The 22,819-nt window shown below is 67.8% G+C and carries 21 protein-coding genes, 1 tRNA gene and 1 pseudogene; 15 read left to right on the top strand and 8 right to left on the bottom strand.

Features of this window, described 5'->3' with window-relative positions; all coding sequences use genetic code 11:
• The first annotated feature begins 46 nt into the window (after positions 1 to 46).
• From gltX to ACQFZP_RS17970, 6 genes and pseudogenes are all read left to right on the top strand, one after another.
• Positions 47 to 1,570 (top strand): glutamate--tRNA ligase, encoded by a 1,524-nt coding sequence (gene gltX, locus ACQFZP_RS17945; protein ID WP_211892311.1) that lies wholly within the window; start codon positions 47 to 49, stop codon positions 1,568 to 1,570.
• A gap of 307 nt (positions 1,571 to 1,877) precedes the next feature.
• Entirely contained in the window at positions 1,878 to 2,963 is a 1,086-nt protein-coding gene (locus ACQFZP_RS17950) for an NAD(P)/FAD-dependent oxidoreductase (RefSeq protein WP_211892312.1), read from the top strand.
• A 192-nt stretch (positions 2,964 to 3,155) separates the two neighbouring features.
• Positions 3,156 to 4,196, top strand: a pseudogene (locus ACQFZP_RS17955) (APC family permease); the annotation flags it as partial.
• Positions 4,197 to 4,221: 25 nt separating this feature from the next.
• Complete coding sequence (locus ACQFZP_RS17960; RefSeq protein WP_211892314.1) at positions 4,222 to 4,530, top strand: hypothetical protein; 309 nt, start codon at positions 4,222 to 4,224, stop codon at positions 4,528 to 4,530.
• 52 nt (positions 4,531 to 4,582) lie between these two features.
• Positions 4,583 to 4,657 (top strand) — tRNA-Gln (locus tag ACQFZP_RS17965).
• Positions 4,658 to 5,412: 755 nt separating this feature from the next.
• On the top strand, positions 5,413 to 6,849 hold the full coding sequence (locus ACQFZP_RS17970) for a hypothetical protein (protein ID WP_211892315.1): 1,437 nt from the start codon (positions 5,413 to 5,415) through the stop codon (positions 6,847 to 6,849).
• On the opposite strand, the gene ACQFZP_RS17975 is transcribed toward ACQFZP_RS17970, so the two are convergent.
• On the bottom strand, positions 6,836 to 7,216 hold the full coding sequence (locus ACQFZP_RS17975) for a hypothetical protein (RefSeq protein WP_211892316.1): 381 nt from the start codon (positions 7,214 to 7,216) through the stop codon (positions 6,836 to 6,838). The two genes, ACQFZP_RS17970 and ACQFZP_RS17975, sit on opposite strands and share 14 nt — an antisense overlap.
• 222 nt (positions 7,217 to 7,438) lie before the next feature.
• Between ACQFZP_RS17975 and ACQFZP_RS17980 the strand changes: the two genes are divergently transcribed.
• A complete protein-coding gene (locus tag ACQFZP_RS17980; protein WP_211892317.1) occupies positions 7,439 to 8,650 on the top strand; it encodes a carbamoyl-phosphate synthase large subunit in 1,212 nt (403 codons plus the stop codon).
• A gap of 171 nt (positions 8,651 to 8,821) precedes the next feature.
• On the opposite strand, the gene ACQFZP_RS17985 is transcribed toward ACQFZP_RS17980, so the two are convergent.
• From ACQFZP_RS17985 to ACQFZP_RS17995, 3 genes are all read right to left on the bottom strand, one after another.
• The gene (locus tag ACQFZP_RS17985; RefSeq protein WP_146080736.1) at positions 8,822 to 9,085 is read right to left on the bottom strand and encodes a hypothetical protein; all 264 of its coding nucleotides are present in this window, start codon (positions 9,083 to 9,085) and stop codon (positions 8,822 to 8,824) included.
• Positions 9,086 to 9,171: 86 nt separating this feature from the next.
• Entirely contained in the window at positions 9,172 to 10,020 is an 849-nt protein-coding gene (locus ACQFZP_RS17990; RefSeq protein WP_211892318.1) for a phosphatase PAP2 family protein, read from the bottom strand.
• A gap of 63 nt (positions 10,021 to 10,083) precedes the next feature.
• On the bottom strand, positions 10,084 to 10,539 hold the full coding sequence (locus ACQFZP_RS17995) for a YbhB/YbcL family Raf kinase inhibitor-like protein (protein WP_211892319.1): 456 nt from the start codon (positions 10,537 to 10,539) through the stop codon (positions 10,084 to 10,086).
• A gap of 197 nt (positions 10,540 to 10,736) precedes the next feature.
• On the opposite strand from ACQFZP_RS17995, the gene ACQFZP_RS18000 reads away from it, so the two are divergent.
• From ACQFZP_RS18000 to ACQFZP_RS18030, 7 genes are all read left to right on the top strand, one after another.
• Positions 10,737 to 12,728: a BCCT family transporter gene (locus ACQFZP_RS18000; RefSeq protein ID WP_211892320.1), complete on the top strand. Its 1,992-nt coding sequence runs from the start codon at positions 10,737 to 10,739 to the stop codon at positions 12,726 to 12,728.
• A 107-nt stretch (positions 12,729 to 12,835) separates the two neighbouring features.
• Positions 12,836 to 13,207: a RidA family protein gene (locus ACQFZP_RS18005; protein WP_104311129.1), complete on the top strand. Its 372-nt coding sequence runs from the start codon at positions 12,836 to 12,838 to the stop codon at positions 13,205 to 13,207.
• A 211-nt stretch (positions 13,208 to 13,418) separates the two neighbouring features.
• Positions 13,419 to 15,296, top strand: coding sequence for an ABC transporter permease (locus ACQFZP_RS18010; protein ID WP_211892321.1), 1,878 nt, complete (start codon positions 13,419 to 13,421; stop codon positions 15,294 to 15,296).
• A 4-nt stretch (positions 15,297 to 15,300) separates the two neighbouring features.
• Positions 15,301 to 16,398 carry an ABC transporter ATP-binding protein gene (locus ACQFZP_RS18015; RefSeq protein ID WP_104252405.1) on the top strand — a complete coding sequence of 366 codons (1,098 nt, stop codon included), beginning with the start codon at positions 15,301 to 15,303 and terminating at the stop codon, positions 16,396 to 16,398.
• Positions 16,395 to 17,249 (top strand): inositol monophosphatase family protein, encoded by an 855-nt coding sequence (locus ACQFZP_RS18020; protein WP_211892322.1) that lies wholly within the window; start codon positions 16,395 to 16,397, stop codon positions 17,247 to 17,249. The genes ACQFZP_RS18015 and ACQFZP_RS18020 overlap by 4 nt, the downstream gene beginning before the upstream one ends.
• Positions 17,250 to 17,274: 25 nt before the next feature.
• Positions 17,275 to 18,474 (top strand): ABC transporter substrate-binding protein, encoded by a 1,200-nt coding sequence (locus tag ACQFZP_RS18025; protein ID WP_104252407.1) that lies wholly within the window; start codon positions 17,275 to 17,277, stop codon positions 18,472 to 18,474.
• A gap of 73 nt (positions 18,475 to 18,547) precedes the next feature.
• Entirely contained in the window at positions 18,548 to 19,330 is a 783-nt protein-coding gene (locus ACQFZP_RS18030) for a GntR family transcriptional regulator (RefSeq protein WP_181026914.1), read from the top strand.
• Between the two features lie 18 nt (positions 19,331 to 19,348).
• Here the strand turns inward: ACQFZP_RS18030 and ACQFZP_RS18035 are convergent, their stop codons facing one another.
• The 4 genes from ACQFZP_RS18035 to ACQFZP_RS18050 all read right to left on the bottom strand — a co-directional run bounded on the left by ACQFZP_RS18035 (position 19,349) and on the right by ACQFZP_RS18050 (position 22,084).
• The gene (locus tag ACQFZP_RS18035; RefSeq protein ID WP_307852997.1) at positions 19,349 to 20,539 is read right to left on the bottom strand and encodes an alpha/beta fold hydrolase; all 1,191 of its coding nucleotides are present in this window, start codon (positions 20,537 to 20,539) and stop codon (positions 19,349 to 19,351) included.
• Positions 20,540 to 20,660: 121 nt separating this feature from the next.
• Positions 20,661 to 20,936 carry a hypothetical protein gene (locus ACQFZP_RS18040; RefSeq protein ID WP_211892323.1) on the bottom strand — a complete coding sequence of 92 codons (276 nt, stop codon included), beginning with the start codon at positions 20,934 to 20,936 and terminating at the stop codon, positions 20,661 to 20,663.
• Positions 20,933 to 21,268 (bottom strand): hypothetical protein, encoded by a 336-nt coding sequence (locus ACQFZP_RS18045; protein ID WP_211892324.1) that lies wholly within the window; start codon positions 21,266 to 21,268, stop codon positions 20,933 to 20,935. The genes ACQFZP_RS18040 and ACQFZP_RS18045 overlap by 4 nt, the downstream gene beginning before the upstream one ends.
• A 36-nt stretch (positions 21,269 to 21,304) precedes the next feature.
• Positions 21,305 to 22,084, bottom strand: a complete 780-nt coding sequence (locus ACQFZP_RS18050) for an SDR family oxidoreductase (RefSeq protein WP_211892325.1) — start codon at positions 22,082 to 22,084, stop codon at positions 21,305 to 21,307.
• A gap of 288 nt (positions 22,085 to 22,372) precedes the next feature.
• Between ACQFZP_RS18050 and ACQFZP_RS18055 the strand changes: the two genes are divergently transcribed.
• Entirely contained in the window at positions 22,373 to 22,693 is a 321-nt protein-coding gene (locus tag ACQFZP_RS18055; RefSeq protein WP_249312727.1) for an ATP-dependent DNA ligase, read from the top strand.
• Positions 22,694 to 22,819: the final 126 nt, after the last annotated feature.

Genomic DNA, 22,819 nt, shown 5'->3' on the forward strand with positions numbered 1-22,819 from the left:
ACGGAGCTCCCGGCGCGTGGGCTCGCCCCGGTAAGCTGGGGGCCTCATGACTGCATCCTCTTCTTCGCTCGTAACCACCGCAACGGGCAGCGATGTCCGCGTCCGCTTCTGCCCGTCTCCCACGGGCACCCCGCACGTCGGGCTCATCCGCACGGCCCTCTTCAACTGGGCCTACGCGAAGCACACCGGGGGCACGTTCGTGTTCCGCATCGAGGACACGGATGCGGAGCGCGACTCCGAGGAGAGCTACCAGCAGATCATCGACGGGCTCGGCTGGCTCGGCCTCGGCTGGGACGAGGGCGTCAACGCAGGCGGGCCGCACGAGCCGTACCGCCAGTCGCAGCGCACCGACATCTACCTCGACGTCATCCAGAAGCTCCGCGACGCCGGCCACCTGTACGAGTCGTTCGCGACGGGCGAGGAGATCGAGGCGCGCAACATCGCCGCCGGTCGCGACCCGAAGATGGGCTACGACAACTACGAGCGCGACCTGTCCGCCGACGAGATCGCCCGCCTCAAGGCCGAGGGGCGCGAGCCGGCGCTGCGCCTGCGGGTGCCGGACACCGACCTCTCCTTCGACGACCTCGTGCGCGGCGAGATCACGTTCAAGGCGGGGTCGTTCCCCGACTTCGTGCTCGTGCGGCCGAACGGCAAGCCGCTGTACACGCTCGTGAACCCCGTCGACGACGCGCTCATGGGCATCACCCACGTGCTCCGCGGCGAGGACCTGCTCTCGTCGACGCCACGCCAGATCGCGCTGTACCACGCGCTCATCGACGTGGGAGTCGCCGAGTTCATCCCGCGCTTCGGCCACCTGCCCTACGTCATGGGCGAGGGAAACAAGAAGCTCTCCAAGCGCGACCCCGAGTCGAACCTCTTCCACCACCGCGACCGCGGCTTCCTGCCGGAGGGGCTCCTCAACTACCTGTCGCTGCTCGGCTGGTCGATCGCCGCCGACCGTGACGTGTTCACGATGGACGAGATGATCGTCGCGTTCGACGTGGAAGACGTCAACCCGAACCCGGCGCGATTCGACCTCACGAAGGCCGAGGCCATCAACGGCGAGCACATGCGCCTGCTCGGCGCCGACGACTTCGCGTCACGCCTCGTCGCCCCGCTGCAGCTCGCCGGGGTGCTCCCGCTCGAGACGACGGATGCGCAGCTCGAGCTGCTCGGTCGCGCGGCCCCACTCGTGCAGGAGCGCATGCAGCTCCTCGGCGAGGCCCCGGAGATGCTCGGCTTCCTGTTCGTTGACGCCGCAGACCTCGAGGTCGAGGACACGGCGGTCGGGTCGCTGAAGGGCGACGTCTCCGGCGTGCTCGACGCATCCATCACGGCCCTCGACGCGCTCGAGGCACCGGATGCGTGGACGACGGAGCAGATCGAAGCGGCGCTCCGCGGCGCGCTCATCGACGGCCTCGGCCTCAAGCCGCGCGTCGCGTTCGGCCCGATCCGCGTCGCCGTCTCCGGCCGCAAGATCTCCCCGCCGCTCTTCGAGTCGCTCGAGCTGCTCGGCCGCGAGCAGTCGCTCGCGCGCATCCGCTCGCTCGCCTCGCGCCTCGCCGCGTAGCCCGCGCTGCGCGCGCGCTCACCCCCTCGCGCGTGCCGAGCACTCACCCCCTCGTTTCGGGATGGGTTAATCACTTCGGGATGGTTTCTTTCTCATCCCGAAGCGATTTACCCATCCCGAGACTTGTGTCCGGGGCGAGGGGCTAGTGAAGTCGCGCAGTCGGCGCGAGTGGGGCAGAGCGGGTGGTCCCGATGGCGCCCGGAGGCCCGCGGATCGCGCCAGCCCTCGCACGTCGGGGCGGGTGAGGATACCCTCAGAGGATGCCCGCCTGCCTGAGCCTGCGGGCGGGAGACTCCGGGAGGACTGCATGACCGAGGCCTTGGGCACGCACTACGACGTTGTTGTCATCGGGGGTGGGCCTGCGGGGTTGCAGGCGGCGCTGATCCTCGCGCGGCACCGGTACTCGACGTTGGTGCTCGACGGCAATCGGCCCCGGCATTCGGCGACGCTCGAGGCGCACGGCTTCCTGACGCGCGACCACACCGCCCCGAACGAGCTGCGCAGGCTGGGGCGTGAGGACGTCGAGGCGTACGAGGATGCGGAGATCCAGTTCGCCCAGGTCTCTCGGGTGCGCGCGTTGAGCGACGAGGAGTCGGCGGGCGCGGAGGCCTCGCAGGGGGCCGCGTTCGAGGGGTCGTTCGCGTTCGTGGCGGGTGGCGTCCCCGCGGCTGACGGTTCGAGTGTCAGCGCTGACCCGCGAGAGATCGCATCTCGTCGCCGGGATGGGGTACGCGTGCCGTACCGGTTCGCGGTCGAGGCGAAGGGGGTGCGCGGCACGCCGGCGCGGGCGGTGTTCGCGCGTTCGGTGATCCTGGCGACGGGCCTCACGGAGGTGCTGCCTGCGTTGCCGATGCTGCGCGCGTTCTACGGCACGAGCATCCACAGCTGCGTCGAGTGCGACGGGTGGACGCAGCGCGACCGCCGGGTCTCCGTGATCGCGGCGCCGGGGGTGACGGATCTCTACGAGCGGGCGGTGCAGCTGACGCGCTTCACCGGCGCGCTGACCGTGTTCGCGGGGGAAGGGCAGCTTGCTGAGCTGCAGGAGCTCGACCTCATCGAGCGCGGAGTCGTCGTCGAGAACCGGGCCGTCGTCGATGTCGAAGGCGGGCCGGGGGGAGTGACGGGGGTTGCGCTTGAGGATGGCGACGTCGTGACGACCGAGGCCGTCTTCGTGCGCCCCAACTACGTGGCGAAGCTCGACTTCGCGAGCGACCTCGGTGTCGACTTCGACGCGTTCGGCCTCGTGGCGGCGGATGAGCTGGGTCGCACGAGCGTGCCCGGCATCTACGCGACGGGGGAGCTGACGGGGCCCGGGCCGCAGATGCTCATCGTCGCGGCGGGGAACGGTGCGCAGACCGGCATGGCTGTGGACCGGGACCTCCTCGGCCTCTGACCCACGTGAGCCCCGCGTGGTTTGCCGCGTCTGCTGGTGGCCCGCGCGGGGGCGGCGTGATGCAGGCTGGTCCGGGGCGCGCCCGTGGGCTGTTCGGAGGGTGCGGGTTGCGCTAGCTTGACACTGTCGGCACCGTCGCCGCTCCCGCGGGCGCCGGTGAGGCGACGCCTCGCTCCTCGTGAAGGGCCAGTCATGACCGGAGACACACCAGCCGCAGGCGCGGCTTCGAAGCCGAAGGGCGCCATCTCGCTGCTCGGCGGCACCGCGATCGGTGTCGGCGGCATGATGGGCGCTGGCCTCTACACGCTGCTCGGTCTGGCGGCGACGACGGCGGGCGTGTGGATCCCGGTCGCGTTCATCGTGGGTGGCGCGGTCTCCGCCTTCAGCGTCTACTCGTACGCGAAGCTCGGTGCGAAGTTCCCGAGTCGTGGTGGCGCCGGTCAGTTCCTCATCCGCTGCTTCGGCGACACTGTCGTCGCGGGCGGCTTGAACATGTTCCAGTTCATCGGGTGGATCATCGCAATGTCGCTGTATGCGGTCGGCTTCGGCGGTTATGCGGTGAGCATGCTCCCGTTCGATGCGCCGGCCTGGGCGGCGAAGGCGTTCGGGGTGGGTCTCGTGCTGCTGGTCGTCGTCGTCAACCTCGTCGGCTCGAAGCTCGTGGGCCGCTCTGAGCAGTTCGTGATCGCGATCGAGCTGCTCATCCTGCTCGCGTTCATCGTGGCCGGGCTCTTCAAGGCCGACCCGAAGTTCATCTTCGAGGAGGCGGGGTAGGCCGGTGCGCTCGGGATCCTGTTCGCCGCGGGACTCCTGTACGTCACGTACGAGGGGTTCGGGGTGGTCACCAACTCGGCGGCGGATATGAAGAACCCCGCACGAGAGCTGCCGCGAGCCATGTACCTGTCGCTCATCATCGTCGTCGCCGTGTACGTTGTCGTCTCGTCGTTGGTGGTCATGATCCTGTCCGTGCCCGAGGTCGAGCAGCATCAGGGGCATGTCGTCGCCGAGGCGGGTCTTGCGATCTTCGGCCAGGTCGGCTTCGTCGTGATCGGTGCGGCGGCGCTGCTGGCGACGGCGTCGGGTGTCAACGCGACCCTCTTCGGCGACGCAAACCTCGCATTCATGATGGCCCGGACGGGGCAGCTGCCGCAGCAGTTCAAGAAGAAGGTGTGGCTGGGCGGAACGGGTGGCCTGTTCGCGTCTGCCGCGCTTACGGTGGCGTTCGTCATGTTCTTCCCGCTCTCCGCGGTGGGGGCAGATGGCGAGCCTCGCGTTCCTGGTCATCTACGGCGCCGTGAGCGTCGGCCACATCAAGCTGCGGAAGCAGACTGGGGCGAAGCTGTGGCCGCTCATCGCGGCCATCGCCCTCAACGCTGCGCTGTTCGCCCTGTTGCTCGGGTACACGATCTCGACCGGCCCGGCGAGCACGTGGATCACGCTGCTGGTGGTGTTCGTGGCCAGCTTCGTGCTCGAGATCCTGGTTCGTCGCTTCACCGGCCGCAAGCTGGTCGCGGATCCCGTCGGGGGAGTCGCCGAGGCTGCGGGGGTCGACGGGCTGAGGGGCTGATTTGTTCAGCGTCCGGGAGTGCGCTATGCTCTCTGAGGCGCTTCGGTGCCATTGGGGTATGGTGTAATTGGCAACACGGAGGTTTCTGGTACCTTTGTTCTTGGTTCGAGTCCAGGTACCCCAGCCAGTTTGAGCAAGAGAAGCAACACGAAAAAGGCCCCGCCGAGCGGGGCCTTTTCGCGTTCGCCCGTAACTCGTTGCTGGGCGCCGGGCGCCGGGCGCCGGGCGCCGGGCGCCGGGCGCCGGGCGCCGGGCGCCGGGCACCGGGCGTCGGGCGCGGTTTCCGAACAGGCCAGTCATGCGAGACGGTGAGGGGACGCCTTCGACGCGTCCATCTTTTCTGTGCACTCGCCGAAACCGGCGTGCTGGGAACCTTCGTGGACGCTGAATTCCCCGGTCAATTCGCCACTCCGCGGCATTACGCGGATCGGTATTCTTCGAGATCGGGAACGCATTCGCGCGCCTGGAAATGTTCGAAAGGGAATGGGAATGCGCCCCATCGTCCGTAATTCAATTGTGGTTCTGGCAATGACAGGCACCATCGTGGGCGCGCTTCTGTCAGCCCCTGCAGCGTCTGCGTTCACCTCCTCACCTGCACCCACGCCGCCTTCGAGTGAGTTCCCGCAGTCCTCGGTCACGCCCGATCCGACCGCGCCTCAGACACCACCACCACCGGGCACTGATACCGGACCGGTCGAGGAGACCCAGGTGGTTCCTTCGCCCACTCAGCTTCCAGAGTCGGTACCGAGTGACGCGCCACCGGAAGCCTCTCCGTCATCTCCGACCCCACCGATCCCCGACGAGACGTCGACCCCGACTCCGGCACCGACCGCGGCGCCGCGCCAGGCGGTTCCGAACACGGTGCAGTGCTTCGGCGACTCGATGATCAATAGCCTGTGTGCGACCGGTGTCATGAGCTCCGCGCTACCGGGCTTCACCGTGGTGAACAACGCCGATGGTGGCATGACGAGCCCCGCGATCGCCACGATGGCTGGCGTCTATCCGCTGAGTCTTTCGAGAGATGTCACTATTCCGAGCTCGGGGAGCGTGAAGCTCGGGCAGCCGAATGGGCTGCCCGTCTCCGCCGGGGACTTCGGCCGCTTCGTCATGGATACCCGAATCAACGGAATCGATGGACGAATCACGCATCGCCCTGACCTTGCTGAATCGTCGCTGCAGTGGAGCTTCACCCGCACATCCTCTGGCGCTGCGACGCTGGCGAAGGCTGGCGCGGCGCTCGAATCGCTCGACATGCCCTTGCCCGGCGCTACGTCGATTATCTGGGCCGGAACCAACAACTTGTTCTCACCGGCCCAGATCAAGCGCGACATCGCGGCAATGGTGAGTCTGCACCAGAGCGTGTCGACGGCCCCCTATTTCGTGGTCACGATCCCGCCGGCCTGGGAAGGCCACGGCGCCCTGCGCACGCTCAATCGCTTGGACGTCAACGCCTGGGCTGAGCAGACGTATGGCGAGCGGACGATTCCGCTCGCGGACTACCTGAGCAACGGCGCCCTCTATGATGCGGGCATCACGCGGGGACAGGCGGACCTGAACGCCATCGCCGCGGGATTTAACCCTGCATCGTTCTGGGCTTCCGCGATCGACAAGACGCATTTCAGTGCACCTGGCCGGGCCGTCTCAGCGAAGTACTTGGCATCATTCGTGCGCGACGGAAACACGTTCAACAATGCCAATTCTCGCTTCAACGCGTCTTCGACGATGGATGTGCGCGTGAGCGGATCGAAGGTCACGGTCTCAGGAATCGCCCTCGACTATTCTGATCTTTTCAACTCCATCCAGGTGGGCGTGACGATCAACGCGAAATGGATGGGAGCCACCATGGCTTCAAAGCCATCCACGCATCTCTACGCGTACGGGATCCCCGGAGAGCACAGCTATTCGTGGACGTTCGATCTGAAGCCGGGGTCGCACTTCATCTGCTCTGTGGCGGTGGGATTCGGTGCAGGCGAGCACCACTACCCCGCTTGTCGATCAGTGACTGTGGCCGAGCCGACTCCGCCCGTCGGCAGCATGGCGATTGCCGACATCGGCAACCGGACCACGGCGATCTACGGATGGGCATACGATCCGGACCGGATGAGGGACGCGATATCCGTCGCCGTTCTCATCGACGGTCGGTGGTTCACTGCAGTTTCCGCGAACGGGCCCACTCCGTACCTCTCCTGGGTTCCGGGAAGCCACTCCTTCTGGGCTGCAGCGAAGCTTTCGGCCGGACAGCATGCAACTTGCGCGGTCGCGATCACTGGAAGTGGGGCGATGACCAATCTCGGTTGTCAGTCGTTCACGGTGAGGTGATCGGTTCCACTGGTGCGGTCTTGCGAGCGACTCGCTCGTAGTCCCCGAAGGCGTCGATCTTCGCTCCCTGCTCATGGAGGAGCGTCGCGAGTCGCTCGATCTGAGCTGCAGTGAGCGGGCGGCGTCCGGCGCGCTCGCGGCGTGCGAGGAGATCGAGGAACTGGGATTCGTCGGCGATGACCGCGGTGCGATCAGCCGAAGGTGTCACCTCGGCAGCGTCCGTGTGGACGGTCGCGGCGCGGCTCGAGTAGAACACGCACGTGTCGACGCTGATCCCTTCGGCCAGGGCAGCGTCGGCGAAGTGCGCGAGCTGCTCTGCGTGTTCGAGCGCAGCTCGGCGGGGGGAGCGGTCTCTGACGTGCGTCACGACGCTCAGGCCAGCGGTCGTGGGAGTGTCGCCGCTCGGCGACCGGACTTCACATCCCGGGGAGATCTGCACAGCGAACGGGGGATGCAGATTTGCGTCGGCCCGAGGGGCCGAAGTGGGGAGTTCGATGGGGAGTTTCCTCGTGAATCCCCGGGGCGAGGCTGGGGTGGGCACTTCACTAGGCTGGCGGGAACCCCGCTTCCCCTTCGAGAGGATCTCCCCGTGCGAGTACTCGTCACCAGTTCGCGGAACACGTTCGCGCTTGACATCATCCGCAAGCTCGGCAGCACCGGTCACACGGTGTTCGCGAGCGACACGTACGAGGGGGCCATCGGAAACCACTCCCGCTATCTCGCGGGGCACTTCGTGACGAACTCTCCGCGCTTCAACACGGACGAGTTCATCGAAGACCTCGTGAACATCGTGGAAGAGCACGGGATCGACGTCGTCATCCCGACGTTCGAGGAGGCGTTCTACCTCGCGGCTCGCGGCCACGAGCTGCCGGACGGCACGAGCATCTTCACGGGCGGGTTCGAGCAGCTCGCCCGCCTGCACGACAAGGCCAGCTTCAAGCGCCTCGCCATCGAGGCCGGCGTGCCCGTGCCGGAGACGATCGTGGCGAACAGCCCCGAGGAGTTGCGGGCGGCGATCGACCAGTACCCGAGGTACTTCGCGCGCGCCGCGTTCTCGCGCGGCGGCGTGGGGCTGCTCACGAACACCGGACCGCTCGCCGGCAAGATGTCGGTGGACGACGCGGTGCCGACGCCCGACCAGCCGTGGCTCGTGCAGCCGTTCGTGGACGGCCCCATGATCTGCACGTACAGCATCGTCGTCGATGGCCGCGTGACGGCGCACTGTACCTACCGCGCGCCCGAGCAGTGGGCGCACAGCACCGGCATCTCGTTCCTCGCGATCGACAGCACGGAGACGCTCGACTACACGCAGAAGCTCGTCGACACCCTCGACCCGGGTTACACGGGGCAGCTGTCGTTCGACTTCGTCGACAACGACGGCGGACTGTTCGCGATCGAATGCAACCCGCGGCCCACGAGCGGTGTCATCCTGCTCGAGGCCGAGGAGGTCTCGGAGGCGTTCAAGGGCACCAACCCGGAGCCGTTCGTGGTCGCGCCGGGCGTCGAGCGTCAGGTGAAGCTCGCGGTGCTCGCTGATGCGTTCGCCGAGCCCATCAAGCACCTCCCGAAGTCGCTCCACGACCTGCTGCACGTGCGCGACGTCGGCGCGGGCTGGCACGACGAGCTCGCGATGCTGTGGAGCCCGGCGACGATCGTGCACGGGGCCCAGCTCTCGCACGGGGAGCGCAAGGAGCTGCTCGCGGCTCTTGGCGCGGACATCGTCTGGAACGGCGAGCCGATCGACGGCATGCTGCCGGAGGATCGCGCGGCGCTTGAGGCCGTGCACGAGCAGCGCGTCTGAGGTCCCGCGCCGCCTGTGCTGCCGCGCTTGCTGCGCGCGTTCGCGCCGAGCCGCGGTGACGCTCGCAGCACGTTCGTTCGCCGCGGTGGCCAGGGAACGAGGATGCCCTCCGCCACGTACGGTGTGGCGGAGGGCATAGCCTGCTGAGCCGCGCGCTGCCGGCGACCTCGATCAGGCGATCGCGCGGTAGTGGAAGTAGTAGCCGTTGTCGACGAAGCCACCCTGCTTCGGGTAGTACGTGCAGTCCTGGCTGATCTTCGTCCAGGAGGAGATGTAGGTGATCTTCGCCGCCTCGCACTCGCTCACCGTCGCGAACGGGCCGACGTTGTAGTTGGGGGTCACCGCCTGGGCGGCGGTCGCCCCGCCGAACATGAGGCCACCCGCGACGACGGCACCGGCGATGACAGTGGACACCCGCTTCTTGAGATTAACCATGCCGGCGACCGTAGCGAGCGCGCATCCACGAGTCGTCTGTGCCTCCTGGGAGACTCGTGGCAAGACGGATTGCCTCAGACGGCACCTCAGACGGCCCTGTCCTGGGCTGTCTGCTCGAGCTGGCGAGCATGCCGCTGCTCGCGGATGAGCAGGTACAGGCGGTGCGCGCAGATGACCAACGCGAGCCAGGCGGCTCCGAGGACCCAGCCGGCGAGCACATCCGTGAACCAGTGGTGTCCCAGATACACGCGTGAGAGGCCGACGGTGAGCGCGAACAGTGCGGCGCCGAGGGCGATGAGGACTCGGGCGCGCCGGGTCTGGCGGCGCAGGATGAGCAGGTAGGCGATGACGCCGATGACGGCGACGGCGTTGAGGGTGTGCCCGCTGGGGAACGACGCCGAGGTCTCGTACGGGGGAACGGCCTCCGACTGCTCGGGGCGGACGCGCCCGATGAAGTTCTTCGCGACGACCGTCATGAGCAGGGAACCGCCGCCCGCGGCCACGATGAGGATGACCGGCGTCCACGATCGGCGGCGGATCGACAGGATCAGCAGCGTTCCGACGGCGATGACGGGCATGCCGATCTGCCCGGCGATGTCCGTGTACGCGGTGATGATGGCGTCGGCCTGCGGGGACCTGAGGGTGATCGCGTAGTCGAGCAGCGGCTGGTCGAGGCCCGCGACGCCGTCCCGGTCGGTGACGGCCTCGTAGATCTCGGCGGCGAGGATGCTGAGGCCGAGGATGATCGCCGCGCCGATCACGAGCAGCAGGATCAGCGCGCTGTTCGGACCGACCTTGTCTCCGACGCGCTGGATGCCCTGGCGGACGGCGACCGCCGCTCTGGAGTCGGCTTTTCGCACGACGCGGTCGTCGAACGCGGTGTCCTGGGCGAGCTCGCCCTCGACACCCTGGGAGGAATCGCGGGGGTGGGTCACGGCCCCCAATGTAGGGGGAGCTGCCGGGGCGCTGCCTGTGACCGCGCGATCTCCGGGATGCGCCTAGTTCGAGTACACGCCGACGAGTCGGTTCTGCTCGAGGATCGCGTGCGCGTACCCGTCGAGGAACTCCTCGCGGGTCGGCGTGCCTTCGACGTGGTGGTCGAGCGCGTAGACCGTGAAGTAGTAGTGGTGGTCGCCGTGGCCCTCCGGCGGCTGAGGCCCCATGTACTCGCTCTTGCCCGCCGTGTTCTCGGCGGTCCTGGCGTGGTCGGCGGTGGCGTCGACGGGGCCGTCCTGGGCTGGGAGGCCGTACACGATCCAGTGCGTGAAGCCGAGCGGCATGGGCGCATCCGGGTCGTGGACGATGAGCGCGAGCTCGACGGCGTCGGCCGGGACTCCCGTGATCTCGAGCCGAGGGGCGGTGTTGCCTCCGTCAGCGCTGAACGTGTCCGCGAGGCGGCTTCCGGCCTCGAAGTCGGGGCTGCTGATCGTGAGGTCGGCGATGTTGAGCGGCATTGGGTCTCCTCGATGCTGGGGTGTGAGGTGGTTCACTCAGCCAAGTCTCGCGCGCGGGCCTCCGAGGTTGCTCAGCGCCCGTCGCGGCGTCAGAGGACGGTCGCAGCGGTGCGAGCTCGACTCGGCTGCGGGAAGACCTTCGGGTAACGTTGCACCCCGTTTGCCTTCCCCCGAGAGAAACGGATGCACCGCACGCCATGAACTCACAGGACGCGCCACCCTCCCGATCCGCACAGGAGCCGGCTGCCTTCGGGCCCGAGCGCAAGCCCGTGTCGCGCATCATCCGGGAGGTGATCGACCCGGATCCGCTGCATCCGGCGCTCATCCCCGGCATCGGCGTCGAGGAGACGGGCCGGGCCTTCCGGACGAACTGGTGGGTGTTCGGGGTCGCCGGCGCCGGCGTCGTCGCGGTCATCGGCTGGGCTCTCGTCGACCCGGCGAGCATCTCGGCCGTCGGCTCCGTGTCGCTCGACTGGGTGACGGAGAACTTCGGCTGGCTGTTCTCGCTCCTGACGATCGTCGTCGCCATCTTCATGCTCGTCGTCGGCTACGGGCGCACCGGTGGGGTGCGCCTCGGCGCGGACGATGAGAAGCCCGAGTTCACGATGGTGTCCTGGATCGCGATGCTGTTCTCCGCTGGCATCGGCATCGGGCTGCTCTTCTACGGCCCGATGGAGCCGCTCACGTACTTCCTGGCGCCGCCGCACGGCTTCGACGTCGACCCGGGCAGCGTGGATGCGATGCACACGGCGATCGCGCAGACCGTCCTGCACTGGGGGCCGATGGCCTGGGCCTACTACGCGCTCGTCGGCGGTGCCATCGCCTACGCGGCGTACCGCCGCGGCCGTCCACCACTGATCTCGGCCCTGTTCGACTCGGTGTTCTCGCAGCGCACGCAGGGATGGTTCGGCCCGCTGATCGACATCTTCGCGATCCTCGTGACGCTCTTCGGCACGGCAGTCTCGCTGGGGATCGGCGCGCTGCAGATCGCGTCGGGCGTGGAGATGGTGACAGGGCTCGGAGCGCTCGGCAACGGCTTCATCATCGGGGCCATCGCCGTGCTCACGGCCCTGTTCATCCTGTCCGCCGTGTCGGGTGTGAAGCGGGGGATCCGCATCCTGTCGAACATCAACATGGTCGTCGCGGGCCTCCTCGGCCTGTTCGTACTCGTCGCCGGGCCGACGCTGCTGCTGGCGAACATCATCCCGGCCGCCGGCGTCACGTACTTCAGTGAGCTCGGCACCATGCTGATGCGCAACGCCTCCATGGGTGAGGAGACGGAGGTGTTCATGCAGGCCTGGACGACGTACTACTGGGCGTGGTGGGTCTCGTGGACGCCGTTCGTGGGCCTGTTCATCGCGAAGATCTCCCGCGGGCGCACGCTGCGCGAGTTCGTGACGGTCGTCATCGTCGTGCCGTCCGCGGTGTGTCTCGTCTGGTTCGGCATCGTCGGGGGCACCTCGATGTGGCTGGAGACCCAGGGCGCTGGCGTGAGTGCGGCCGGTTCGGCCGAGGCTCAGCTGTTCGCTCTCCTGGCGGAGCTCCCGCTGGGCGCCATCACGAGTGTTGTCGCGCTGGTATCCATCGTCATCTTCTTCGTCACGTCCGCCGACTCCGCGTCCATCGTCATGGGGTCGATGAGCCAGCAGGGCAAGGCCGAGCCATCGCGCTGGGTCACGATCTTCTGGGGCCTCATGCTCGGCCTGATCGCGGCTTCGCTGCTGCTCGCAGGCGGCCGGGATGCGCTGTCGGGGCTGCAGGCGATCATGGTCGTCACTGCGCTGCCGTTCGCGTTCGTCGTCATGGGCATCATGTGGGCGTGGGCGAAGGACCTGCGCACGGACCCCTACATGATGCGCCGCCGGTACGCGAAGGAGGCCATCGACGAGGGCGTGCGCGCGGGCATCGCCGAGCACGGTGACGACTTCGTGTTCGGGGCGAGCGTCGTCGAGTCGGAGCACGGGGCTGGTGCCTGGCTCGATACCGAGGACCCGGCGCTCACCGAGTGGTACACGGAGGCCACGACGGGGATGCTCGACGTGGTGAAGGCCGACACGGGGGGACCGGACGCGGACCGGCCGGATGCCGATGACCCGGCGCGGATCGAGGCGCCGACAGCTCGGGCGGCGCTCGAGTCCGGGGAGCCGGAGCTGGACCGCGATGACGACGGGGGCCGTGTCGGGGTCTGAGGCGGGTTCACCCGGCGCCCGCCGCATGGCATGCTCTCCCTGACATCGCCTGCCAGGACGCGCTTCCCAAGTCGGAGGCGGAACCTGACCACAAGAAGGAGCCCCACATGACCGAACGCACGAACATCTCCTCCGGCTCGCCGTACGAGGCGACGGTCGGCTACTCGCGAGCCGTGAAGGTCGGCAACCTCGTCTTCGTGGCGGGTACGACGGCCCCGGGTGTCGACGCTGAAGAGCAGGCGCGGGAGATCTTCGAACGCATCGGGGCCGCGCTCGAGCAGGCGGGCTCTTCACTGAGCGACGTCGTGCGCACGCGAGTGTTCCTCGTCGACATCGAGCGCGACTTCGACGCCGTCGGCGCCGTGCACGGCGAGGTCTTCGGCGACATCCGACCGGCCTGCGCATTCATCGGCACAGCGGGTCTCGTCGCCAAGGACCTGCTGCTTGAGGTCGAGGTCGACGCCGTCATCAGCGAGTAGCCTCGGTCTCTCTCGGTCGTCTCTCGGGGCGGTGGGCTTCGGCTCACCGCCCCGAGTCCGTTGTGCGCACCGACGCAGCGGGCTCTGTTGGACCGGCGCGGAAATGAGGTGTCACTTCGATCTATTGTCTTGACATTTTGGTGGGGCGGGTGTTTCCTCTAAACATACCTAATAAGGTACCAATTCACCTGCACTGTGAGACGAGGATGTCTTGACAACCAGCATCATCATTCCGGAGACGCCGGAGGGGGAACCGCCCGTGCCCCCGCGAGCCAGGCGCGGCAAGCGTCCACCGAAGACGAAAACGCCGCTCGCGTACCGGCTCAGGGTCCTCTCGACGAACCCCACGACGACGATCGGCATCCTGGCCCTGCTGCTCTTCACCTACCTGATCGTCGCGCCGATCATCTCGCTGCTCGGAGACGGGATCACGGTCGACCGGGCCGACACAGCCATCACCCAGCAGGAGGAAGGGTCGTTCACCTCCTACTACCTCTGGCGGGTGCTCTTCTCGCCGCAGGCCGCCGCCATATTCTGGGGGCCGCTCGGCAACACCGTCGTCATCGCGGTCTGCAGCGTGGCGCTCGCGCTCGTCATCGGCGTGTGCGCCGCCTGGCTGCTCGTCCGCACGAACATGTGGGGTCGCAAGTGGTTCGCGACCGCGCTCATCGTGCCGTACATGCTCCCGGCCTGGACCTTCGCGCTCGCCTGGCTGACGATGTTCAAGAATCGCTCAGCGGGAGGCCAGGCCGGATGGCTTGAGGCGATGGGGGTCGTCGTCCCGGACTGGCTCGCTTACGGCCGAGTGCCCATCATCCTGATCTTCGCGATCCACTTCGTCCCGTTCGTGATCCTGCTCGTCGGCAACGCCCTCAAGCGCTTCGATTCCACACTCGAGGAGTCGGCCCAGATTCTCGGATCATCACGCATCAGGACCGCCTTCACGATCGTCCTGCCGATCCTCCGACCCTCGCTGATCTCAGCGGTGACGCTCATCCTCGCCAAAGTGCTCGGAGAGTTCGGCGTCGCCTACGTCCTCGGCCTGCCCGTCAACATGAACGTCCTCGCGACGAGCCTCTACCGGAGCGTCTACAACAACCAGCAAGGCTCTGCGGCGGTCATCGTCGCGGCGATCGTGCTCATCGGCGCGATCTCGCTGTGGGTCGACATGCACTTCCTCAAGGAAGCGAAGCGCTTCGTGACGATCTCGGGGAAGAGCGGCTCGGCGGGAAACGAGGTGCGGCTCGGCAGGTCTCGCATCTTCGCGACCCTGGCCTGCGTCGCGCTCTTCACGGTCAGCGTGGCGCTCCCCATTCTCGTGCTGGCGCTCTCAACCGTCATGCGCGTGCCGGGCAGCTTCGCGCCCGACAACTTCACACTCGACTTCTGGATCGGCACAAACCTGCAGACGTTCGGATTCCCGAACGGGATCCTCCTCAACGCGGAAGTCCTCAGCGCGGCCTTCAACACGTTCTGGATCGTCGGGCTGTCGTCGGTGATGGCCGGCGTCGTCGGGCTGCTCGTCGGCTACGTCATCGTCAGGTCGGAGTCGAGGCTACTCTCCGGGACGCTGCGACAGATGCTGTTCTTCCCGTACCTGGTTCCCGGCATCGCGTTCGCGACCGCCTACCTGTCGCTGTTCGCCGTACAGCGGGGGCCGGTGCCGGCCCTCTACGGGACCGCGGCGCTGCTGGTGATCATCTACTTCACGGAGCAGATGCCCTTCGCCTCGCGGGCCGGCATCTCCGCGATGATGCAGCTCGGGAGCGAGACCGAGGAGGCCGCGCGAGTCGCAGGCGCAGGCTGGTTCCACCGCTTCCGCACGATCATCCTGCCCGTCCAGAAGAGCGCCGTGGCGACGTCGATGCTCATGTCCTTCATCTCCGGCGTCAAGAGCCTGAGCCTGGTCGTCATCCTCGCGGTCCCCGGCCTCGAAGTGCTCACCACACTGTCCATCCGTCTTCTGGATGTGGGGTACACGCAAGCCGGCAACGGGGTCGTCCTCGTCGTCTCCGCCCTCGCCTTCTTCGGCACCTACGCCGTCCAGAAAATCATGAAGACCGACCTGTCCCGCGGCCTAGGAGGCTAACCCCATGCCCACCATCGATCTCAAGAGCATCGTCAAGAACTACGGGGCAGCCTCCAACGCTGTCGACGACCTCGATCTGACCATCGAGGACGGCGACTTCATGTGCCTCCTCGGCCCGTCCGGATGCGGGAAGACGACCACGATCCGCATGATCGCCGGCCTCGAGAACGCGACCAGCGGATCCATCCGCATCGGCGACCGCGCCGTCGACGAACCCGGAGCCGCTCGTTTCGTTCCTCCTGAGCGGCGCGACCTGGGTCTCGTGTTCCAGAGCTACGCGCTCTGGCCGCACCTGACGGTCGCCGACAACATCGACTACGGCCTGAAGCTCCGGAGGCTGGACAAGGCGGCCCGTGCGAAACGAATCGACGAGGTGCTGCGTTCGCTCTCCATCACGGACTACCGCGATCGCTATCCGGCGCAGCTCTCTGGAGGGCAGCAGCAGCGCGTGGCCCTCGCCCGCATGCTCGCCGTGCAGCCGGACACGATGCTGCTGGACGAGCCGCTGTCGAACCTCGACTCCCGGCTGCGCCTGGAGATGCGGACCGAGCTGAAGCGCATCCACAACGAGTCGAAGTCGACGATCGTCTTCGTCACGCACGACCAGTGGGAGGCGATGACCCTCGCGACCCGCGTCGCCGTGCTGAACAAGGGGAAGCTGCAGCAGGTGGGCACACCCCTCGACATCTACGACAGGCCAGCGAATCGGTTCGTCGCGAACTTCCTCGGCGTGCCACCCATGAATTTCTTCGACTTCACTCCCGCCGGTGCCGATTCTGCGTCGGCATACGAGTACCTCGCGGCGAGGGTGGATGCTGGTCGGCTCGGATCGCTCGGAGTGAGGCCCGAGGCGATCCGGGTCGAGCCTGCTGGGGACACGGGGGTCACCGATGAGCTCACGCTCGACGGGACGGTGGCGTCCGTCATGCCCACCGGGGGCAGCTGGACCACCGACGTCCTCGTCGGCGAACGCCACGTCTACACGACCTCATCCGTCGCCGCGCCGGTCCGGGCGGGCGACCGGGTCACACTGCGTGCCGCGCAATCCGCGCTGCACGTCTTCGATCAGGACGAACAACGCATGAAGGTGGAAACCGCATGACCACGAAGACCATCAGCAGCATCGAACTCGCACGGATCGCCGAGGAGGCGGCGCGGGGCGCAGGGGCGCTCGCCCTCGAGGGCTTCCGCTCCAAGGGCATGAGCATCGACGAGAAGGCGAACTTCCACGACCTGGTGACCGTGTACGACGTTCGCGCCGAGCAGTTCATCAGGGGCGTCATCGAGAAGGAGCTGCCCGACTCGAGGATCGTGGGAGAAGAAGGAGGCGCGAGCGGTGCCGGTGACGTGACCTGGTTCATCGACCCGATCGACGGAACCTCCAACTTCGCACGCGGCATCGCCCTGTGGGCCGTGTGCATCGGCGCGGCCGTCGACGGGGAGGTTGTCGCCGGCGTGGTCTACGACCCGGTGGCCGACAACATGTTCGTCGCGGATGAGCGTGGCGCGTTTCTCAACGGCGAAGACCTGCGATCAGAGGGAGCGACAACCCCCGAACGTGCCACGGTCCTCGCCAGCTTCCCGCTGCCGCGCGACCTGGTGCACCTGCGGGTGGAAGCGCTGGAGGCCTACGCAGAGCTCGAGGACACGTACTCGCACGTCCGCGATCTCGGGAGCAGCGCCATCACGCTGACACACGTCGCCGCGGGCTGGGCAGACGCCGTCTTCTCGTTCGAGGCGTCCCCTTGGGATGTCGCCGCACCGGCCTTCATCCTGAAGCGGGCCGGTGGAATCTACCGCACGTACGGCGGCGGCGAGCAGCTGCCGGGTGCATCTGATCACCTGAACCGCCACTACTACGGCACCGTCGCCGGCGCCGTCTTCCCGCACATCGAATCGCTGATGCGCCTCCAGAGCACCCGTCCTGTCCCGTCGGTCTTCTCCGACAACTGATCTCATCTCCCCGAAAGGAACCATCATGACCAGAACACGTTCGCGGGCCCTCCGCAGGGCGCTCGCCGTCGGAGTGTCCGCGGCGGCGCTGCTCTCGCTGTCGGCCTGCGCGCCTCCCGGTGCGGACGGCAGCGTTGCCGAGAACACCGTGGAGCGCCCGGACCTCGCAGCAGACGAGACGGCCGAGGGCTTCGACCTCGATGCGCTCATCGACGCCGCGAAGAACGAAGGCCCCATCACGATCTACGACGAGACCGGGAAGGTCGTGCAGATCGCGGAGGCGTTCACTGCGAAGTACGGCATCCCGGCGACGGGCATCAAGATCGAGACCAACGTCATGGACAAGGTGGCCAAGGAGTACGAGGCGGACAACGTCATCGGCGATGTCGTCGCGAACTCGGAAGTGCCCACCTTCTACAGCGAGCTGCTCGCCGACGGGGTGCTCACGAACTGGGTTCCGGGTGACGCCTACGACCGCCTGCCTGCGCACGCGCAGTACCCGTATCTGACCAGCGACAACCAGGCGATCTGGACGTACAACACCGAGGTGTACGGGGACACCTGCCCGATCTCGAACATCTGGCAGCTCACGGACGAGGAGTGGGCGGGGAGCGTCGCCATCCCCGACCCGGAGAGCCGGGCGCTGTACACGACGATCTGGAACCAGGCGGCGAACCATCACGCGGACGAGTACGCCGCAGCCTACGAAGAGCACTTCGGCGAGGAGCTCGTGACCGAGGAGCCCACGGCGGTTCACGAGTGGGTGAAGCGTCTCGCGGGCAACAGCCCAACGATCTTCAAGAACGATGAGGAGGTCTCCGACGCGGTGGGGGCTGCCGGTCAGAGCGACCCGCCCTTCGGCCTCATGTATGCCGCGAAGTACCGCAACAATGTCGACAAGGGATACAAGCTCGCGCCCTGCGAGGGCATGAACCCGTATGCGGGGGCCGCGACACCGCAGACGATGGCGTACGCGACGAACAGCGCGAGCCCGAACGCCGCGAAGCTCTACATCCATTTCGCGACATCGCAGGAGGGGATGGAGTTCATCATGCCCGACAGCAAGTCCTCGTTCGATCCGGAGGTGCAGCCCGTGGCAGACGATTGGGGCGTTATCGAGTTGAAGGAGGCGGGCGGGTTCCAGCCGTACAACACCGACACCCTGCAGGATGATTACACCAAGACGGTCACTTGGCAGGATCTGTGGCGCAGCTCTCGTTCCTAGAGTGAGGCCAGCGGTGCGGCGCCGGGAGATCCCGGCGTCGCACGTCGCGACAAGCGAGGAAAGAGAATCAGCAGTGAGCGATGCTCCACGACGTGTGTCCTTCGGCGAGGCGTTCGTCGCCGTCGATGTGACAAGCAGGGCGCCGCTGTATGCGCAGGTCATCGCGCAGATGGAGGAAGCTCTCCGGCGGCGCGTGCTGCAGAGCGGAGACCTGCTGCCGACGGAACGGCAGCTCTGCGAAGGGTTCGGGGTGGCCCGGTCGACGCTGCGGCGTGCGATGGGGGATATCGAGGCCAGAGGACTGATCTCCCGGACCCAGGGCAGCGGAACCCGAGTCGAGGGTGCCGCCGCCATCCAGCATCATCCCGAGACCTCGCACACGCTCTTCGAGCTGATCGCGGCGAGCAAGCGCGAGCCGAGCACCGACGTTCGGGAGTTCTCCTGGACGCACGCCGACGCCGACGTGTCGTCGGTCACGGGGTTCCCCATCGGGGCTCGCCTCCTGCACATCGTCCGAGACAGGTACGCGAGCGGGGTGCCGATCGCCAGCTTCGAGAACTACGTCCGCCCCGATGCCGTGGTCTTCGACGAGGAGACGCTGACCCGGGGGAGCATCGAAGCCGAATTCGCGGGAAACGGCTGGGCGGCCGATCGGATCGAGTACAAGCTCACGGCCGTCGTCCTCGACGACGTCCTCGCCGGGTCGCTCCAGATGCCTGTCGGGACGCCCGCCCTCCGAGAGCATCGCCGCTCCTACCGGGGCGGCGTCTACTACAACATCGGCATCAACACCTACCACCCGATCAACCACAGCATCACCGGTGTCGTCGATGGGATGGACCCCGCTCGCGGTTGAGGGGCGGCGGTCGGCGGGCTACGGCCGAACCGTGCTCTCGACGAGGGTCGCGGCTCCCAGCAGCTCCGGGATGCGCGCGGCGAGTCCCCGGCGCGGCAGCCGGTTGATCGCCGCCGCGGCTCCGGGCAGCGCGTGCTCCCGTCCCCGGACGAGCGCGCGGATCGCGTTGAGCAGTGCGAGCGGGTGCGATTCGAGGGCGGAGTGGCCGTTCTCGATGTGCACGAGCACCGCATCCCGTGCCGTCGCCGCAACGGCGCGGGCGATGGGCGGAGGGGTGCGCAGGTCGCGTGTGCCGACGAGCAGCACGAGCGGCCACGTGAACTTCGGCGTCTCGGCGGCGAGGTCGAAGGGTTCGCCCGCGAAGGCGGGAAAGAGGTCGGCGATCTCGGAGTAGGTGAGGGCAGGGTCGAGGGGGAGTCCGTCCGGGGTGCCGCCGTAGCCGAGTTCGCGGAAGCCGATGACGCCTGCGAGGTCGAACTCGTAGATGCCGGGGAACCGCACGATCGAGCGGTCGCGGGTCGCGTAGAGCTGCAGGGCGCTCCAGGCGGCCGTGTGGGCGTGGTTGGCGCGCTGCCGCAGCACGGGGAGGAGCAGCTCGTCGCCGCCGAGCTCGTATGCAGCCCTCGCCACGTCGAGCAGGATGCGCGAGTCGACGCCCTGGTCGATGAGCGCGTGCACGGCCTCGGCGGTGGCGGTGTCGCCGCGCCAGAACAGCTCGCGCACGGTGTGGCGCTCCAGGTTGAGCGACTCGGCCGACTGGAGGGCCGAGTCGAGCAGCATGCCGGCGACGCGTTCCGGGTAGCGGGCCCCGAACGCCGAGGCGAGGTACGTGCCGTAGGAAGCGCCGACGATATGCGCTTGGCCGATGCCCTCGTGGTCGAGCACGGCGGCGATGTCGTCGATGACGTCGCTGATGCGCATCGCCGACGCCGGCAGGTCGCGGCCGCGCAGGTCGGCGCGCGAGAAGCCGACGCCGCGGTGCTCGACCATGATCACGTCGAGCCCACCCTGGGCTGCGCGCCGGCGGAAGCCGAGGTAGGGGAGGAGCGACCCGAGGCCGGGGCCGCCCGGGATCACGACGACGGGGGTGGATGCTCGGGGCCCGGTGCGCGCGTAGCTCAGGTCGAACTCCGGTGTGCGCTCGGTGGCCGGGCGGCGCAGGCGACGCGTGTGCCGGTCGGCGAGCTGCGGGGGGATCTGCGGGGCCACGCGCTCAAGCTAGCAGGGCGGGAGACGGTGCTGACTGGGCGATTCGAAGCTCTCGCATCCCTGATTCGCGTCCTGTTGTGGACGAGCCCCCTTCCTTTCGATTTCGGGCGTGGGGCCGCGCCTACCGCGGGTCGCGCGACTTGTGGCGTCGAGCGAGGAGCCAACCGGTGAGCGCCGTCGCGGCCACGGCTGCCAGCCATGCGAGCACGTGGGTCCGGTTGCCGGCAAGGGACAGCGGGTAGCTCTCGCAGTAGGAGAGGGAGGGATCGCTGTAGTTGTCGACGCAGATCGTGTAGTCGTGTGTGGGCGCCAGGACGAGCGAGATCAGGACCACGATGACGGCCGTCCAGAGCCAGATGCGCGCGGTCGACCGAGGGCGGAGGAACGGAGGGGTCATGCGCTCGCGGCTCCCTCATTCGCCGGTGGGACTGGGGCGTGCTCGGCGCGCATGGCGCGCTGCTTCCGAACGAAGCTGGTGACCGCCACAACGGCGAGCGGCGTCGCGATGGCTGCGCCTGCTCCCCGCATCCAGAGAGCGAAGCTCGTCGGCGCTCCAGTTGCGGAGTAGCTCACGTCGCCGCAGTTCAGAGGGCCGAACCCGGTTCGACCGCAGTACGTGTCCAGCGAGACCGGGAAGAGCAGCCACGTCGCGAGTGCCGCCAACACGAGGGCGATCACGCTCGCGAGAATCCACATGCGCATCGTCCGGCGAGGCTCATCGAGAGTCATGCGTCATGTCTACCGGATGCGCGTTGCGGATGCGGCCTACCCGACCTTGAACCCGCCGTTGCTCGAGAGCACCTGGCCGTTGATCCAGGCGCCCGCAGGCGAGAACAGGAAGCGCACCAGGTTCGTGGTGTCCTCGGCAGTGCCGAGGCGACCCGCCGGGGTCGCGTCGGTGCACCACGCTCGGGTTTCGTCGTCCAGCCAGCCCGTGTCGACGGGGCCAGGGTTGATGACGTTGGCCCTGACGCCGCGGTCGGCGAGTTCGACGGCGGCAGCCGTGACGATGCGGTCGAGCGCGCCCTTGCTGGCCCCGTATGGCAGGTTGTCGACCGTGTGGTCGCTCGTGAGGGCGACGATGCTGGCGCGGGCGCTCCCGGGGTCGGGCACCACGGGCAGCTGCTCTGCGAACGCCTTGATCAGCAGCCACGTCGCGCGGGCGTTGACCGCGAAGTGGCGGTCCCAGCTCTCGAGATCCGTGGTGAGGATGGAGCTGTCGACGGACTCCGCGTGCGACAGCACGAGGCCTGCGAGCGGACCGAGGGTCCGCGCCTCCTCGAAGAGTCGGCCTGGGACGCTCGGGTCGCTCAGGTCTCCCTCGACGAGCTCGACGGACGCGCCGAGATCAAGGCACAGCTCCGCCACGGCCCGCGGGTCATCGCCGGAGCGCTCGAGCCCAACGCGGTCGTCGTACGGCTGCCAGTAGTTGAGCGCCAGGTCCCAGCCGTCGCGAGCCAGGCCCACCGCAAGCGCGGCGCCGATCGAGCGCCGGCGCCCCACACCCGTGATGAGCGCGACGCGTCGCGGTGTTCCTCCGGTCATGCATCCACCGTACGAGATGCGCTTGCTCCGAGGCGACGAGCAGCCAGCATCTCGGAGCGTCGATTCAACGAACGCGAGTCGGACATCTCGTCCTCCGTGTCGGCGGCGCTGCGGCTCGAACTGAGCCAGGGTCGATGTGGGAATCAGCGAAAGTGTAGGGATTGCGAGCGCGGCGTGTGACACTCGAAGGACTTCGGTCCCCAGCCCCTCCTTCACTTGTTCGGGGCGCACACCGAGCGGTCGAGACGGATCCGTCGCCTTGGTTCCTCATCAATCGAAGGCGACCCCATGGGTTTCATGTACTACGGCAGTCAGGGCCACGAGCTCGAGATCGACGACCGCCCGCTCGCGCACCTGAAGATCGCCGTGCTGAGTCTGCTGCGAGCCGGGCAGAGCGTCGCCTTCTCGATGTCGCGCCCCGCTGGCCAGGGCAGCGGCCGCGAGACGCTGTGGATCAGCCCGGCCACCGACCTGCGCTTCCGGTTCGCCGGGGGACGGATGCCCGCCATCAACGAGGCGTGGGTGCGCGCGATCATCAGCTCGGCCAGCACGCCAGGTGGCATGCGCATCTGCCCGGAGCCCTTGAGCACGAGTTCGCTCGTGGCCTGAGCGTCCTGAGCGTCAGGCCTCCTGCGCCGCACGCGCCGCCTGCGCCGCCTGCGTGGCCTGGGCTGGCTGAACCGCGCGCGCCGCGATCGCGCCGTGTTCGGCCGTGCTGTCGGAACGTTCTAGGCT

It is taken from the genome of Pseudoclavibacter sp. Marseille-Q434, from assembly GCF_050315415.1.
In the GTDB taxonomy this organism is placed as follows: Bacteria; Actinomycetota; Actinomycetes; order Actinomycetales; family Microbacteriaceae; genus Pseudoclavibacter.